This is a genomic window from Stenotrophomonas sp. GW821-FHT09E08, assembly GCF_059416125.1.
This window is the reverse complement of sequence record NZ_JBWKOO010000003.1, coordinates 338,907-354,254: the sequence shown is the minus strand read 5'-3', so window position 1 is coordinate 354,254 and position 15,348 is coordinate 338,907. Positions and strand designations below refer to the sequence as shown.

At 67.1% G+C, this 15,348-nt stretch carries 15 protein-coding genes; 8 read left to right on the top strand and 7 right to left on the bottom strand.

Going from position 1 to position 15,348, the window contains the following annotated elements:
• Positions 1 to 24: 24 nt before the first annotated feature.
• Positions 25 to 1,065, bottom strand: a complete 1,041-nt coding sequence (gene epmB, locus AC07M7_RS06305) for an EF-P beta-lysylation protein EpmB (protein WP_495206967.1) — start codon at positions 1,063 to 1,065, stop codon at positions 25 to 27.
• Between the two features lie 97 nt (positions 1,066 to 1,162).
• On the opposite strand from epmB, the gene efp reads away from it, so the two are divergent.
• The 5 genes from efp to AC07M7_RS06280 all read left to right on the top strand — a co-directional run bounded on the left by efp (position 1,163) and on the right by AC07M7_RS06280 (position 5,442).
• Positions 1,163 to 1,729 carry an elongation factor P gene (efp, locus tag AC07M7_RS06300; RefSeq protein ID WP_046988145.1) on the top strand — a complete coding sequence of 189 codons (567 nt, stop codon included), beginning with the start codon at positions 1,163 to 1,165 and terminating at the stop codon, positions 1,727 to 1,729.
• A gap of 219 nt (positions 1,730 to 1,948) precedes the next feature.
• A complete protein-coding gene (locus tag AC07M7_RS06295) occupies positions 1,949 to 3,292 on the top strand; it encodes a TRZ/ATZ family hydrolase (RefSeq protein WP_495206966.1) in 1,344 nt (447 codons plus the stop codon).
• Positions 3,293 to 3,317: 25 nt separating this feature from the next.
• Positions 3,318 to 4,034: a bifunctional 2-polyprenyl-6-hydroxyphenol methylase/3-demethylubiquinol 3-O-methyltransferase UbiG gene (gene ubiG / locus AC07M7_RS06290; RefSeq protein ID WP_337302631.1), complete on the top strand. Its 717-nt coding sequence runs from the start codon at positions 3,318 to 3,320 to the stop codon at positions 4,032 to 4,034.
• The gene (locus AC07M7_RS06285) at positions 4,031 to 4,726 is read left to right on the top strand and encodes a phosphoglycolate phosphatase (RefSeq protein WP_495206965.1); all 696 of its coding nucleotides are present in this window, start codon (positions 4,031 to 4,033) and stop codon (positions 4,724 to 4,726) included. The genes ubiG and AC07M7_RS06285 overlap by 4 nt, the downstream gene beginning before the upstream one ends.
• Before the next feature lie 11 nt (positions 4,727 to 4,737).
• Positions 4,738 to 5,442: a squalene/phytoene synthase family protein gene (locus AC07M7_RS06280; RefSeq protein WP_495206964.1), complete on the top strand. Its 705-nt coding sequence runs from the start codon at positions 4,738 to 4,740 to the stop codon at positions 5,440 to 5,442.
• An 87-nt stretch (positions 5,443 to 5,529) separates the two neighbouring features.
• On the opposite strand, the gene AC07M7_RS06275 is transcribed toward AC07M7_RS06280, so the two are convergent.
• Genes AC07M7_RS06275 through yidD form a run of 3 tightly spaced genes read right to left on the bottom strand, consistent with a single transcriptional unit; the run spans position 5,530 to position 7,977 of the window.
• On the bottom strand, positions 5,530 to 6,375 hold the full coding sequence (locus AC07M7_RS06275; RefSeq protein WP_495206963.1) for a M23 family metallopeptidase: 846 nt from the start codon (positions 6,373 to 6,375) through the stop codon (positions 5,530 to 5,532).
• Entirely contained in the window at positions 6,375 to 7,721 is a 1,347-nt protein-coding gene (locus AC07M7_RS06270) for a dihydroorotase (protein ID WP_046988151.1), read from the bottom strand. Before AC07M7_RS06270 ends, AC07M7_RS06275 begins: the two co-directional genes overlap by 1 nt.
• Position 7,722: 1 nt before the next feature.
• On the bottom strand, positions 7,723 to 7,977 hold the full coding sequence (yidD, locus tag AC07M7_RS06265; protein WP_005414016.1) for a membrane protein insertion efficiency factor YidD: 255 nt from the start codon (positions 7,975 to 7,977) through the stop codon (positions 7,723 to 7,725).
• A 272-nt stretch (positions 7,978 to 8,249) separates the two neighbouring features.
• On the opposite strand from yidD, the gene dksA reads away from it, so the two are divergent.
• Complete coding sequence (gene dksA / locus AC07M7_RS06260) at positions 8,250 to 9,467, top strand: RNA polymerase-binding protein DksA (RefSeq protein WP_495206962.1); 1,218 nt, start codon at positions 8,250 to 8,252, stop codon at positions 9,465 to 9,467.
• Positions 9,468 to 10,089: 622 nt separating this feature from the next.
• Here the strand turns inward: dksA and AC07M7_RS06255 are convergent.
• The 3 genes from AC07M7_RS06255 to cysS are packed head-to-tail and all read right to left on the bottom strand — an operon-like array spanning position 10,090 to position 13,217.
• A complete protein-coding gene (locus AC07M7_RS06255; RefSeq protein ID WP_046986154.1) occupies positions 10,090 to 11,337 on the bottom strand; it encodes an MFS transporter in 1,248 nt (415 codons plus the stop codon).
• Positions 11,334 to 11,786, bottom strand: a complete 453-nt coding sequence (locus tag AC07M7_RS06250) for a SufE family protein (protein ID WP_006378633.1) — start codon at positions 11,784 to 11,786, stop codon at positions 11,334 to 11,336. The genes AC07M7_RS06255 and AC07M7_RS06250 overlap by 4 nt, the downstream gene beginning before the upstream one ends.
• A 54-nt stretch (positions 11,787 to 11,840) precedes the next feature.
• Positions 11,841 to 13,217 (bottom strand): cysteine--tRNA ligase, encoded by a 1,377-nt coding sequence (gene cysS, locus AC07M7_RS06245; RefSeq protein ID WP_046986153.1) that lies wholly within the window; start codon positions 13,215 to 13,217, stop codon positions 11,841 to 11,843.
• 188 nt (positions 13,218 to 13,405) lie between these two features.
• On the opposite strand from cysS, the gene AC07M7_RS06240 reads away from it, so the two are divergent.
• Together AC07M7_RS06240 and AC07M7_RS06235 are read left to right on the top strand one after the other, a co-directional pair.
• Positions 13,406 to 13,975: a glycine zipper 2TM domain-containing protein gene (locus AC07M7_RS06240; protein WP_046986152.1), complete on the top strand. Its 570-nt coding sequence runs from the start codon at positions 13,406 to 13,408 to the stop codon at positions 13,973 to 13,975.
• A 319-nt stretch (positions 13,976 to 14,294) separates the two neighbouring features.
• Positions 14,295 to 15,305: an N-acetylornithine carbamoyltransferase gene (locus tag AC07M7_RS06235; RefSeq protein WP_099484818.1), complete on the top strand. Its 1,011-nt coding sequence runs from the start codon at positions 14,295 to 14,297 to the stop codon at positions 15,303 to 15,305.
• Positions 15,306 to 15,348 lie beyond the last annotated feature (43 nt).

Sequence of the window (15,348 nt, the reverse complement as noted above, 5' to 3'; positions counted from 1 at the left end):
AAGGGATCTGACCCCGGCCCCGTGTTATAGCGGGCGCTTGCTAGGGTCGCCGGGCAGTTCGCGCACCAGCTTCGGGATCAGGTAACCGGACAGGCGCGCGGTCAGGCCGGCGATCAACGCCTTGGCCTGGATGTCGTCCACTTCGAAGTGGGCCACGCCCTCGACCCGGTCCAGCTGGTGCAGGTAGTAGGGCAGCACGCCGGCGGCGAAGCTGCGTTCGCTCAGGTCCTGCAGCGCCTGCACGCTGTCGTTGACCCCGCGCAGCAGCACTGCCTGGTTCAGCAGCTGGGCGCCGATGCCGCGCAGGCGGGCCATCGCCGTATCGACGCTGGCATCGAATTCATTGGCGTGGTTGGCATGGACCACGATCGCCAGCGGCCAGGGCAGCCCGCCCAGCCAGGCCAGCAGCTCCTCGTCCACCCGCTCCGGCAGCACGATCGGCAGCCGCGTGTGGATGCGCAGCCGACGGATGTGCGGGATCTGGCGCAGCGCGTCGGTCAGCTCGGCCAGCTTGTGCGTGGCCAGCGACAGCGGGTCGCCGCCGGACAGGATCACCTCGTCGATGTCCGGGTCGGCCGCGATGGCCGCCACCGCCTCCTGCCAGCCGCCCTTGGCGGCATTCTCCGCGCCATAGTCGAAGTGCCGGCGGAAGCAGTAGCGGCAGTTGATCGCACAGCTGCCGGTGGCCACCAGCAGGGCACGGCCGCGGTACTTCTGGATGACGCCGGTGGCCTTCTTTGCCGCGCCGTCGCCCACCGCGTCGAAGCTGAACCCGGGCGCCGGACGCATTTCCTCGTCGATCGGCAGCACCTGGCGCAGCAATGGGTCGGCCGCATCGCCCTTGCGCATGCGGGCCACGAAGCCCTCCGGCACGCGCAGCGCGAACTGGGCCATGGCTTCGTCCGAGACACCCAACGCGGCCGGGTCCAGCTGCAGCCGGGCCAGCAGGGCGTGCGGGTCGCGCAGCGCCTGGCGCCAGAGCTGCTGCCAGCGTGCGGGTGCGCCTGGCGACGGGGTCCGGGGGAAGGCGGAAAGCTGCATGGACAGGGGGCCTGCGGTTATCATGGACACATAAACAGTTGCCCGCCGGGGTTCCGGTGGGCTTTCCATTCTATCCGGCTCGCCGCACGCGCGGCGGTTTCGCCATTTGAGGAGCTTGAGCATGGCCACTGCGGGCATGAACGATGTCAAGAACGGGATGAAGATCCTGGTCAACAATGAACCGGCCGTCATCTCCGAGACCGAGTTCATCAAGCCGGGCAAGGGCCAGGCCTTCACCCGCGTGCGCTATCGCTTCATCAAGTCGGGCCGCACGGTCGAAATGACCATGAAGGCGACCGATGACGTGGAAGTGGCCGATGTGGTCGATACCAACATGGACTACATGTACAGCGACGGTGAGTACTGGCACTTCATGGACCCGGAAACCTTCGAGCAGGTCCAGGCCGACAAGTCCGGCATGGGCGGCGCTGAGAAGTGGCTGAAGGGCGAAGAGTCCTGCATCGTGACCCTGTTCAACGGCTCGCCGATCTTCGTGCAGCCGCCGAACTTCGTCGAACTGAAGATCACCGAGACCGATCCGGGCGTCCGTGGCGACACCTCCGGTGGCGGCGGCAAGCCGGCCACCCTGGAAACCGGTGCAGTGGTCCGCGTGCCGCTGTTCGTCAACCAGGATGAAATCATCAAGGTCGACACCCGCTCGGGCGAGTACTCCTCGCGCGTCAAGTAATCCGGGTACGCGCTGGTGCATTCGCGCTGGCGCTCCCACGATCCGCGATGCGGATCGTGGGCCCCACTTACCAGCACCCACACCCCGCCGCTTCGCGGCCGCCCCTGACTCAGGGGCTCGTCCTCCAGAAGCTCAGCGGTAGCCGTTCGGCCGGAGATCAGTCGCCCGGCAGACCCAAGGCCGCCAATGGTCCCTCCTCCCACAGCCCAGTGAGCCCGCATGAGCGATAGCCCGCACCTCCCTGAAGCCTGCGACCTGCTCATCGAAGCCGGTTATGTCGTTCCGATCGAGCCGCATACGGTGGTGCTGGAAGACCATGCCGTGGCCATCCGTGGCAGCGAGATCGTGGCCATCCTGCCGCGTGCCGAAGCCCGTGCGCGTTTCCGCGCCACCCAGGTGGTGAGCCGCCCCGAGGCCGCGCTGATGCCGGGCCTGGTCAACGCGCACACGCACAACCCGATGACCCTGCTGCGCGGCGTCGCCGACGACCTGCCGCTGATGACCTGGCTGCAGCAGCACATCTGGCCGGTGGAAGCGGCGGTGATCGGCCCCGAATTCGTTGCCGACGGCACCACGCTGGCCATTGCCGAGATGCTGCGCGGCGGCACCACCTGCGCCAACGAGAACTACTTCTTTGGCGACGTGCAGGCAGCGATCTACAAGAAGCACGGTTTCCGCGCGCTGGTCGGCGCGGTCATCATCGATTTCCCCACCGCCTGGGCCAGGACCGACGACGAGTACTTCGCCAAGGCCGGTGAACTGCATGACCAGTGGCGCACCGATCCGCTGATCGGCACCGCGTTTGCCCCGCATGCACCGTACACGGTCAACGATGCCAATTTCGAGCGGGTGCGGATGCTGTCCGACCAGCTCGACATGCAGGTGCACCTGCACACCCACGAGACCGCGCAGGAAATCACCGATTCGATCAAGCTGCACGGCCAGCGCCCGCTGGCACGGCTGGATCGGCTCGGCCTGGTCAATGACCGCCTGATCGCGGTGCACATGACCCAGCTCACCGAAGCAGAGATCCACCTGTGCGCCGAGCGTGGCGTCAGCGTGGTGCACTGCCCGGAATCGAACCTGAAACTGGCTTCCGGTTTCTGCCCGGCCTGCGCCCTGCAACGCGCAGGCGTGAACCTGGCCATCGGTACCGATGGCTGCGCCAGCAACAACGACCTGGACATGTTCAGCGAGAACCGCACCGCGGCGATCCTGGCCAAGGCCGTGGCCGACGATGCCACCGCGCTGGACGCGGCGACCACACTGCGCGCGTCCACGCTCGGTGGCGCCCGTGCGCTGGGCTTCGGCGACCGCATCGGTTCGATCGAAGTCGGCAAGCAGGCCGACCTGGTCTGCGTTGATCTGTCCGCGCTGGAAACCCAGCCGCTGCACAACGTGCTGTCGCAGCTGGTGTACGCCACCGGCCGCCAGCAGGTCAGCGACGTCTGGATTGCCGGCAAGCCGAAGCTGGTGCAGCGCGAGCTGGTCGGCATGGACCTGCCGGGCATCATCGCCAACGCGCGCCAGTGGCGCGAGCGCATCCGTCATATCCGCGCCTGAACCCCGGCGCCGCAAGGACTCCCTCATGACTGCCCCCCACGCATCCTCCAATTTCGATCAGGCCGAGCTGGACAAGTTCGCCGCACTGGCCAACCGCTGGTGGGACGCTGACGGCCCGCAGAAACCGTTGCATGCGCTGAACCCGGTACGCCTGCAGTACGTGGCCGACCGCGTGCCGCTGCGCGGCGCACGCGTGCTCGACATCGGTTGTGGTGGTGGTCTGTTGAGTGAAGCACTGGCCCAGGCCGGTGCCGAGGTCACCGCCATCGACCTGGCCCCGGAACTGGTAAAGGTCGCGCGGCTGCACGCGCTGGAAAGCGGTGCCACGGTCGATTACCGGGTACAGGCCGCCGAGGACCTGGCCGCCGAGCAGCCGGGCAGCTTCGACGTGGTCACCTGCATGGAAATGCTCGAGCACGTGCCGGACCCGGGCGCGATCATCGAGGCCTGCATGCGCCTGCTGAAGCCGGGCGGTCACCTGTTCCTGTCGACCATCAACCGCACCGCTGCAGCTTTTGCCGTGGCGATCGTTGGTGCCGAGTACGTGGCGCGGCTGCTGCCCAAGGGCACCCATCACTACCAGGAATTCATCAAGCCGGCCGAGCTGGCGCGCTGGCTGCGCGAGGCTGACCTTCAGCTGGCCGACGTCAGCGGCATGGCCTACGAGCCTTGGCGCAACCGCGCGCGGCTGAGCAGCCGTACCGACATCAACTACCTGGCCCACGCGGTCAAGGCTGCATGACCACCGTGCAGTTCCCGCGCGCGGTGCTGTTCGACCTGGATGGCACCCTGCTGGACAGCGCACCGGACTTCGTCGCCACACTTGATGCGATGCTGGCCGAGCGTGGTCGCCCGCCGGTCGATCCGGTGCTGCTGCGGCCGGTAGTGTCCAAGGGCTCGCGCGCGATGGTGTCGGTGGCCTTCCCTGAGCTGGAAGCCATTAAACGCGATGCTCTGATCCCCGAGTTCCTGCAGTGCTACGAACCGCTGATCGGCCAGCACGCAGTGCTGTTCGACGGCGTGGCCGGCATGCTCGCCGCGCTGGATGAGGCCGGTACGGTGTGGGGCATTGTCACCAACAAACCCGAGTACCTGGCGCGGCTGATCCTGCCGCAGTACGGCTGGCAGCAGCGCTGTGCGGTGCTGGTCGGCGGTGACAGCCTGGCCGAGCGCAAGCCGCACCCGCTGCCGTTGCTGCACGCCGCGCAGGCCATCGGCATCGCCGCCGAAGACTGCGTGTACGTGGGTGACGACGAGCGCGACATCATCGCCGCGCGTGCCGCGGCCATGCCGTCGGTGGCGGCGTTGTGGGGTTACCGCCTGCACAGCGACGATCCGCTGGCCTGGCAGGCCGACGTGCTGGTCGAGAACGCCGAACTTCTGCAACTGGCCAGCCTCTGGCCGACCCGGCCGGCAGCCCCGGCCCAGCCGTAAGGAATCACGTAGTGAGCAGTACCGCGCTGGACAGTTTCCTCGACAAGTGGCGCAGCCGTTGGCCGGAATGGTCGGTGGCCGCCCCGTTCGTGGCCGAATCGCAACGCGATATCGCAGTGGCGTGGTTTGCGCTGCTGCAGGAATTCGACGACATGCTCAACACCAGCGGCGACCCGCTGCCGGCCGACGCCAAGCTGGCGTGGTGGGGCGAGGAGTTGCGCAGCTGGGCCGCGCATCGTTCGCGCCATCCGCTGGGCCGTCTGCTGGAGCCGGTGCGTGCGCCGTGGGCACAACTGGCCGAAGCACTTCCGGATCTGGTTGAAGCGCGTACCGTCGCGCTGGATGCGGCTGGTGCCGAGCGTGCGCTGGCCAACTACGCCGAGGCCGTAGCCGCCGTGGAAGCGGCGCTTTTTGCCGACAAGCCGCGCACCGGCGCAGGCCGTGCGGTGCTGCTGCAGACCCTGGCCCAGCGCCTGCAGGACGCCGGCGTGGCTGGTGTGCCGCGCAGCCTGCTGGACGAGGATTCCAGCACCGCCGCGCAGCGCTGGGCACAGCATCTGTTGAAGGGGTGGGGCAGCCGGGTGCCCGGCCCGCGCCCGCGCCGCGTGTGGTCCAGCCTGGCGCGTGCCCGCGTCGCCGCGCAGGCCGCAGGCAAGCCGGTTGAAGCGACGCCGGTGCGCACCCTGCTGCGCGTGTGGTGGGCCGCGCGCGGCTGACTGCTTAGGTGGGTGCGGACTTTGGTCCGCACGCTGTATGAGATTGTGCCGACCAAGGTCGGCGCCCACCAAAGCGCATTGCGCGCGTTACTTGCGTTCCAGCACCAGCAGCGGGTCGATACGGGTATCGAACCAGTTCATGCCCCAGTGCAGGTGCGGGCCGGTGGCGCGGCCGGTGGCGCCGACGGCGGCGATCACCTGGCCCTGTTCCACACGGTCACCGACCTTCACGTCGATGCGTGACAGGTGCAGGAAGTTGGAGCTGACCCCGAAACCGTGGTCGAGCAGCAGCGTGCCGCCGGTCAGGTACAGGTCCGGGCCGGCGAAGGTGACGATGCCGGCAGCCGGTGCTTTCACCGGAGTGCCGGTCGGCACCGCGATGTCCATGCCGGAATGCCCGGCACCGGGTTGGCCGTTGTATACGCGCGCATTGCCGAAGCGGCCGCTGATGCGGCCCTGCACCGGCCAGATGAAGGTCTGGGTGAAGTCAATGCGGTCGTCATCACGGGCGCGTGCAGCGGTCACCTGCGCCTGCTCGCGCTTGATCCGCTCGGCGATGGCCGGTGGTGGATTGACCGTCTTCGGCGGCACGCCGTTGACACGTTCGGTGGGCCAGTCGCGCGGTGTCACCGTGATGGTTGCGGTGTCGCTGCCACCATCGGGGCGTTGCACCTGCACGCGCAGTGGACCCTTCTCGTCACGGCCGATGCCGAACACCACGCTGCCATAGCCGCTCACCCGCAACTGGCGGCCGGCGTATTGCACGCGGCTGCCGGCGGGTACCTTGCCGATCACCAGCGCGCCCTGCGACGCGCTGGCCGGGAACACCACGCGGCTGTCGATCAGGCTGCCGATGCCATCCTGTGCCTGCGCCGAAGGTGCGGAAAACAAGGGCGCCGCCAGCATCGCCCCGATCAGGAGAATGGAGCGCATCAGCGGTCGTAGGTCATGCGCTGGCCGGCGGGTTCGCCCACCAGCTTGCTGCCATCCCACACCAGCTGGCCGTTGACCCAGGTGGAGGCGATGCGCGAACGGAAGGTGGTGCCTTCAAACGGCGACCAGCCGCACTTGGACAGCACGTCCTCGCGCTTGACGGTGAACGGCACGTCTTCGACCAGCACCAGATCGGCGAAGTAGCCTTCGCGCAGGAAGCCGCGCTCTTCCACGTCGAACAGCTGCGCCGGGGCGTGGGCGAACTTCTGCACCACCTGCTCGCGGGTCAGCTTGCCTTCGTGCACGCGTTCCAGTGCGGCCACCAGCGCGTACTGCACCAGCGGCAGGCCCGACGGCGCCTGCGCGTAGGGCTTCTGCTTCTCTTCCCAGGTGTGCGGCGCGTGGTCGGTGGCCAGCACGTCCAGCACGTCATCGGCCAGCGCGGCAGTGATCGCCTCGCGGTCGGACACTTCCTTGATCGCCGGGTTGCACTTGATGAGGTTGCCCTTGGTCGCATAGTCCGGACGCGCGAAGTGCAGGAAGTGCACGCAGGTCTCGGCGGTGATCTGCTTGCGGCTGCCGTCGGCGCGGATCAGCGGGCCTTTCTCGAACAGCGCCAGCTCGTCGGCGGTGGAGATGTGCAGCACATGCAGGCGGGTGCCGTGCTTGCGTGCCAGCGACATCGCCAGGCGGGTCGACTTGATGCAGGCCTCGCGCGAGCGGATGTCCGGGTGCATGTCCGGGGTCAGCGCGTCGCCGTATTTCTCCTGGAACGCCTTCAGGTTGGCATCGATCATCGGCGTGTCTTCGCAGTGCGTGATGATCGGGGTCGGGCATTCGCGGAAGATCGCGTCCAGCGTTTCCGGGTTGTCCACCAGCATGTTGCCGGTGGAGGCGCCCATGAACACCTTCACGCCCGGTGCCTTCTTCGGGTCCAGTGCGCGGATCGCCTCCAGGTTGTCATTGCTGGCACCATGGTAGAAGCCGTAGTTGGCCCAGGCGCGGCCGCGCGCAAGCTCGTACTTGGCTTCCAGGATGGTCGAATCCAGCGTCGGCGGATTGGTATTGGGCATGTCCATGAAGCTGGTCAGGCCACCGGCCACGGCCGCCGCCGATTCGCTCGCGATGTCGCCCTTGTGGGTCAGGCCCGGCTCGCGGAAGTGCACCTGATCGTCGATCATGCCGGGCAGCAGCCAGCGCCCGGCCGCGTCCACCACCTGTTCGCCGTCGCGCGGCGCCAGCCCGGAACCGATCTGCGCGATGCGGCCGTTCTCGATGCGCAGGTCGCCGTCGAAGGTGCGGCCTTCGTTGACCATGCGGGCGTTGGTGATGAGCGTGGAGGACATGTCAGTGTTTTCCTGTGCAACGGCAAGAGGGGGCGTTGGGAGATTCGGGCACTGGATCGAAGCCGCCTGGGTGGAACGGATGGCAGCGGCCCAGTCGTCGCGCCGCCAGCCAGCTGCCGCGCAGCGGGCCATGGCGCGAGATCGCTTCCATCGCGTATTCAGAGCAACTGGGTACGAAACGGCAGCGCGGCCCAAGCAGGGGGCTGATGAAGCGCTTGTAGAAGCGCAGCAGGGCGATGAGCAGGCGCGAGATCACCCAGTCATCTTATGCCAGTTGGCATGAAGGCCGCATTTGTGCAGGATGGGCCGTTGGTCGCATGTCGCCAATGGCCTGCGACCGCTCGCGGCACCCTCCAGGTGCCGGACAGGTTCCGTACCGCGCAGGGCGGTCCGTGTTGGTCGGACCGCACCTTGGGCCCGTTGTCTCCTGGACTGAATGGAGTGGGCCACCGAGGTTGCTGCTGCGGGTCGGGTAGGCTATAAAGGCCCGCTTTCCCGGGCCCCGGGGAATCCAAGGAAGAGCGTTTCGTGGCTGCTAAAAAAACTGCAAAGAAGGCCGTAACGGCCGCCAAGAAAACCGCCAAGCCTGTTGTGAAGAAGTTGGCGGCAAAGCCCGTTGCCAAGAAACCGGCCAGCAAGCCGGTGACCAAGGCAGCGTCCTCGCAACCGGCGGCCAGGAAGGCCACCGCAAAGAAAGCGCCGGTGAAGGCAACCAAGCCGGTGGCGAAGAAGGCCGCTGCGCCTGCCAAGGCCAAGCCTGCCGCTGCCGGCAGGAAGGCGCCGGTGGTGAAGAAAGCCGTCAGCAAGGCTGCACCGGTGAAGAAGGCCGTCGCCAAGCCGGTGGCGAAGAAGGCAGCAGCCAAGCCAGCGCCGAAGGCGGTGGTGAAGAAGGCTGCGGCCAAGCCGGTCGCCAAGCCTGTAGCGAAGAAAGTCGCTGCGGCCAAGCCTGCTGCTGTAAAGAAAGTTGCCAAGAATGTCGCCGCGCCGGCCGTAAAGCCGACCCCGGCCCCCGTTGTGAAGTCCGCACCGAAGCCAGCTGCGAAGCCGGCTCCGGCCAAGTCTGTCCCGGCCAAGACCGCGGCAGTGGCAGCAGCCCAACCGGCTCCCAAGCCGGCCCCGGCCGCCGCTCCTGCAGCATCGACCGCCCCGCAATCCAAGAATCCCGTGCCCGTTTCGAAATCGCCTGCCAAAACCGCCGTGAAATCCGATTCCGCCCCGAAGACCGTGCCGCGTCCTGTCGGAAAGGTCGCCGTGGCCGTCGCCGCCCGTTCGGCCGCGCCGGCCCCGCGCAGCAAGTACAAGGTGGTCGAATACAAGACCGATGAGGCCACTGGCCGCCCGATCCTGCCGGCTGGCTACAAGCCGTCCTCGGAAGAGGAATACATGAGCCCGCTGCAGCAGGAATACTTCCGCCAGCGCCTGCAGAACTGGCGCGCGGACCTGGTGGAAGAGTCCAAGCAGACCATCGAGAACCTGCGCGAGGAAGTGCGTGACATCGGCGACGAAGCCGAGCGTGCGACCCGCGAGACCGAGAACTCGCTGGAACTGCGTACCCGTGACCGCTACCGCAAGCTGATCGGCAAGATCGACAGCACCCTGAAGCGCCTGGAAGCGGGCGACTACGGTTACTGCGTGGACACCGGTGAAGAAATCGGCCTGGAGCGCCTGGAAGCGCGCCTCACCGCCGAGCGCACCATCGACGCCCAGGAGCGTTGGGAGCACCTGCAGAAGCAGCAGGGCGACTGATTCCCGGTCGTTGTATGGTCATGCGAAAAACCCGGCCTCGGCCGGGTTTTTTGTTGGGTGGTGGTTGGCTGGGTAGAACGGCGCCTTCCGGGTATCGGGGAGAGCCTGCGGGTGGGTCCGGGCAGGACACGCTGCAAGTACATCCCTGTAAGCTCGGCCGCGGCATCCATGCCGCGGACGGTCCTGCCCGGACCCTCCCGCAGGCTCTCGACGGTTTCCTGCGTGCGCGGTTGCTGTAAAGCCGAGCCCATGCCCGGCTCTGGCCGAAGCCGGAGGGAAAGGAAGAGCAAAAGCAAAAGCAGCCAAGCATGGCTTGGCTCTACCAGAAGCGGTCATGCGTGCGCTCGCGGCTGTTGGGTCCGCCTTGTAGCGAGCCAAGCACCGCAGGGGAATCAGGGGCGAAGAGGCGCGGGTGTCTGAGCGAAGCGAGTTCCGCGCCGTCCCCTGATTCGCCGAGGAGCGCAGGGCACCGGCGCGCAGCGCCGGCTCGCGGATGGCGGCGCGTTTCTTTTGGTTACTTTTCTTTTCGCGCGAAAAGAAAAGTGACACCCCACCGCGGTCGCGGAAAGAGCCCGCCGGGCATGGCCCGGCGCTACGGGCGCGTGGGCGCGCGGAAATCCACTTATTGCAGGTCGCGAAGATTCAATTTCCGCAGCGTCGGGTTCTTCCACGCCGTGATCCCGGCCACACTCAGCACCGCGAAGCCGCCCAGCACTACCGCCGGTACCAGCCCCAGCAGTTTGGCCATCGTGCCGGCATAGAACGCGCCGAGCTCGTTGGAGGAACTGATGAAAATGCCGTTGATCGACGACACCCGTCCGCGCATCTCTTCCGGCGTGGCCAGCTGCAGGATGGTCGATCGGATCACCACCGAGACGCCGTCGAAGGCCCCGTAGAACAACAGGATCAGCGCCGACAGCCAGAAGTGCTGCGACAGCCCGAAGCTGATCACGCACAGGCCGAAGCCGGCCACCGCGAACAGCAGGACGCGGCCGGCATTGCGGTGCAGCGGGTGGCGCGCCAGCCACAGGCCGACACACACAGAACCCAGCGCCGGCATCGCGCGCAGGATGCCAAGGCCTTCCGGACCGTGGTGCAGGATCTCGTGCAGGAACGCCGGCAGCATCGCCACCACGCCACCCAACAGCACCGAGAACATGTCCAGCGCCATCGCCCCGACCATGATCCGGTTGCCGACCACGAAGCGTGCACCTTCGGCGATGCTCTTGAAGATCGGCGCAGCCGGGCCGGAATGCACGGGCTCTTCCACCTTCAGCGTGGCCAGGCAGCCCATCGCGACTGCCGCGAACACGGTGGCCACCGCATAGGACAGGCCCTTGCCAGCGAAGCCGACCAGTACGCCACCCAGTGCCGGGCCGGCGATCATGCCCGCCTGGAACACCACCGCACCGAGGCCGGCGCCACGGGCGAACTGGTCACGGGCCAGTACGCGGGCGAACAGGGCGTTGTAGATCGGCGACAGGAAGGCGCGCACCATGCCGGTCAGCGCAATGGCGGCGTAGATCGGCCACACACCGTCAACCGGCAGCCATCCCATCGCCACGCTGGTCAGCACCAGCGCGGTGGCGATCAGCCCGGAACAGGCGACCATGCCCAGCCGGCGGCGCGGCAGGTGGTCGACCAGGTAGCCGGCGAACGGCGCCACGCAGAAGAACGGCAACACCTCGGCCAGGCCGATCAGGCCCAGCGAGAATGGATTGCGGGTGACTTCGTAGATATGCCAGCCGACGGTGACCGCGACCACCTGGTAGGACAGCATTGCGAAGATGCGGTAGGCCAGCAGCCTAGCGAAACCGGGTCGGGACAGCAGGCCCAGGGCGGTGTCTTCGGCTGTGGCAGGCTCGCTCACGAGGGCTCGCGCTGCAGCTGGGCCTGCGCGGTCTCGCGGATGAAGGCCAGCATCGCCGCCACGCCGTTGCTGCGGGTGGGCGACAGATGGCGGGCCAGGCCGATGTCCTGGATGTAGCTGGGCTCGGTGTCGAGGATCTCCTGCGCCGAGCGCCCGGAGTACACGCGCAGTGCCAGGAAGATCAGGCCGGAGACGATGGCCGAATCACTGATGGCGTGGAAGCGCAGCGACTGCGTGTTGCCTTCCGGCACGATCCAGACCATCGACTGGCAGCCGAGCAGGCGGTGCTCTTCGGTTTTCCATTCTTCCGGAAACACCGGCAGCTTGCGGCCGAGGTCGATCAGGTACTGGTAGCGCTCGGACCAGTCACCGAAGAAGCCGAATTCCTCGGCGATGGCGGCCTGGGCCTCGGCGGCGGTGGGTTCAAGCGGGAACGGGGAGTCGGTCACAGCGGTCTCTACAGTGGGGGCGTGGCCGGCGCACCGGCCACGGGGCAGGGCAGGTCAGCCGCGCTTGCGCGACCAGCGCACGCCCTGCGGGGTGTCTTCCAGCACGATGCCTTCGGTGGCCAGCTGGTCGCGGATGGCATCGGAACGGGCGAAGTCGCGCGCCTGCTTGGCGGCGGCGCGCGCGTCGATCAGGCCCTGGATGCGGGCGTCGTCGCCATCATCGCCGGCGGCGGTGCCGAACCACTGCGCCGGGTCGGCCTGCAGCAGGCCCAGCGCAAGGCCGGCGCCGAGCAGTTCGCCCTTCAGGCGCGCTTGCTCGGCAGGGTCAGTTGCGCGACGCGCGTCGGCAGCGATGCGGGCCACTTCGGCCAGCGCCTGCGGGGTGTTCAGATCGTCGTCCAGCGTGGCCTCGATCGAAGCCGGGATCAGCGTGGTCGCCTCGATCGCGGCCAGCTCGCGCAGGGTGCCATACAGGCGGTCCAGGGTGCGCACCGACTGCTCGATCAGCGCGTCGGACCAGTCCAGCGGCTGCCGGTAATGGGCCGACAGCAGCGCCAGGCGCAGCGCTTCCGGCGGGTGCTGGCGTACCAGGTCATGCACGCGCTCGATGTTGCCCAGCGACTTGCTCATCTTGGCGCCGCCGAAGTTGAGCATGCCGTTGTGCAGCCAGAAGCGGGCGAAGATCCTGCCTCCGTGCGCGCATTCGCTCTGCGCCAGTTCGTTCTCGTGGTGCGGGAACTGCAGGTCGACGCCACCGGCATGGATGTCGATGGTCTCGCCCAGATGAGCGGCGGCCATTGCCGAGCATTCGATGTGCCAGCCCGGACGGCCACGGCCCCACGGCGATTCCCAGCCGGGCAGGTCGTCGCTGGACGGCTTCCACAGCACGAAATCACCCGGGTCGCGCTTGTACGGGGCAACATCGACGCGGGCACCGGCCAGCATTTCCTCCGGATCGCGGCGCGAGAGCTTGCCATAGCCCTCGAAGCTGCTGACCGCGAACAGCACGTGGCCCTCGGCCGGGTAAGCGTGGCCGCTGGCGATCAGCTGCCCGATCATGGTGATGATCTGCGGGATGTGCGCGGTCACTTCCGGCTCGATGTCCGGCGGTGCCACGCCCAGCGCGGCCATGTCTTCACGGTAGGCGGCGGCGAAACGGTCGGTGATGGTGCTGATCGGCACCCCCTGTTCGCGCGCGGCGTTGTTGATCTTGTCGTCCACGTCGGTGATGTTGCGCGCGTAGCGCAGGCTGCCGAAGCGCCGCCGCAGCAGGTCGGCCAATACCCCGAACACCACCGGGCCACGGGCGTTGCCGATGTGCACGTAGTTGTAGACCGTCGGGCCGCACACATACAGGGTCGGACAGGCCGGGTCGAGCGGGGTGAACGGTTCGAGCTGGCGAGTCAGGTTGTTGTGCAGGCGCAGGGTCATGGGGCTGTGTCTGGGGGACAAGCCTGTGATTTTAGAACGTGTCGGGGCGCTTTGGGGCGACGCGCTGCCACCGGTGGACCTGAAGCCCACCCATGGTGGGGTGGGCAGGAGCGGCGCGGACGGGTAATGTTCAGCCCCTTGCGGTCACCACTGCCTACACTATTGCCGTGTCCCTGCACTCCTCGCCAATGAAAACCACCGCGTTGCTGACCCTGGCCTGCCTGTCGGCGCTGCCTGCCGTGGTCCTGGCCCAGGAGGCCGAGCCCCGCAACCGGGTGGTGATCGTAGAGAACGTGAAGTTCGACTACGCCCAGGTACTGAACGTCGAGCCGGTATTCCAGACCCTGCGCGCGACCCGCACCGAGGAGCATTGCGAGCCGATCTCGACCCGCACCCTGGCCCCGGTCAACGTCACCGGTGAGGAGCCGGTCGAGGACAAGGGCCGGATCAGCCGCTTCTGGGACTCGGTGCGCTCGATGTTCAAGCGCAGCGATGAAGAGGGGGCCGAGGAGACCGCCGCCGAGACGCCCGCGCCGGCCCCGGCGCCGGCCAACAACGGGCCGATGCTGACCCGTGACTGCCGCATCGTGCCGGTCGGGCGTGAATTCCGCCGGCCGATCGCCTATGACGTGGACTACGTCTACAAGGGCACCAAGTACCGCTCGCGGCTGCCGGAAGACCCCGGCAACCGGCTCAAGGTCCGGGTCTCGATCACCCCATGGGTCGGTCCCGAACAGAACACTGCCAGCAATCCCTGATTCCGCGACCCACGCCCCTTGCGCCGGTCCCGGCCGCATGCAAAGATGCCCGGCCATGAAGCTCACCGACTTCCAGCACGACAGCAGCGCAGCCCGACAGGCGTCGGGCATGACCTCGCGTGCGCGTCGACCGGAACCCCACATCCTCGCTGGGTAACCGGAGCTTTTTGCTGTTCGTCCGAAAAAAACCCAGCCCACCGGCTGGGTTTTTTCGTTTCCGCGTCATGAAAGCTGCAACTGCAACCTTTTCGTACCACCTTTGGTTCCTGGTTTCCCTTCCACCGCGTCGACCTTCGGCGCCGCCACGCAAGGAAAGATGATGTCCCCCAAGCACTTCCTGAACACCCAGGACTGGAGCCGCAGCGATCTCGACGCGCTGCTGACCCAGGCCGCGCTGTTCAAGCGCAACAAGCTCGGCGACCAGCTCAAGGGCAAGTCGATCGCGCTGGTGTTCTTCAACCCGTCCATGCGCACCCGCACCAGCTTCGAACTGGGCGCGTTCCAGCTCGGCGCCCACGCCGTGGTGCTGCAGCCGGGCAAGGATGCGTGGCCGATCGAGTTCAACCTCGGCACGGTGATGGACGGTGATACCGAAGAGCACATCGCCGAAGTGGCCAAGGTGCTGGGCCGTTACTGCGACATCATCGCCGTGCGTGCGTTCCCCAAGTTCATCGACTGGGCCTACGACCGCCAGGACATCGTCCTCAACAGCTTCGCAAAGTATTCGCCGGTGCCGGTCATCAACATGGAGACCATCACCCACCCGTGCCAGGAACTGGCCCACGTGATGGCGCTGCAGGAGCACTTCGGCACCCAGGACCTGCGCGGCAAGAAGTACGTGCTGACCTGGACCTACCACCCCAAGCCGCTGAACACCGCGGTGGCGAACTCGGCGCTGACCATCGCCACCCGCATGGGCATGGACGTGACCCTGCTGTGCCCGACCGCCGACTACATCCTCGACGACCGCTACATGGGCTGGGCCGAGCAGAACGTGGCCGAGAGCGGCGGTTCGCTGAAGATCAGCCATGACATCGACAGCGCCTACGCCGGTGCCGACGTGGTCTACGCCAAGAGCTGGGGCGCGCTGCCGTTCTTCGGCAACTGGGAACCGGAAAAGCCGATCCGCGACCAGTTCAAGCACTTCATCGTGGACGAGCGGAAGATGGCGCTGACCAACAACGGTGTGTTCAGCCACTGCCTGCCGTTGCGCCGCAACGTCAAGGCCACCGATGCGGTGATGAATTCGCCGCAGTGCATCGCCATCAACGAAGCCGAGAACCGACTGCACGTGCAGAAGGCGATCATGGCGGCCGTTGCCGGGCGCTGATTCCCAAGCATTGAAACAATCCGCCGGGCATGGCCCGGCGCTA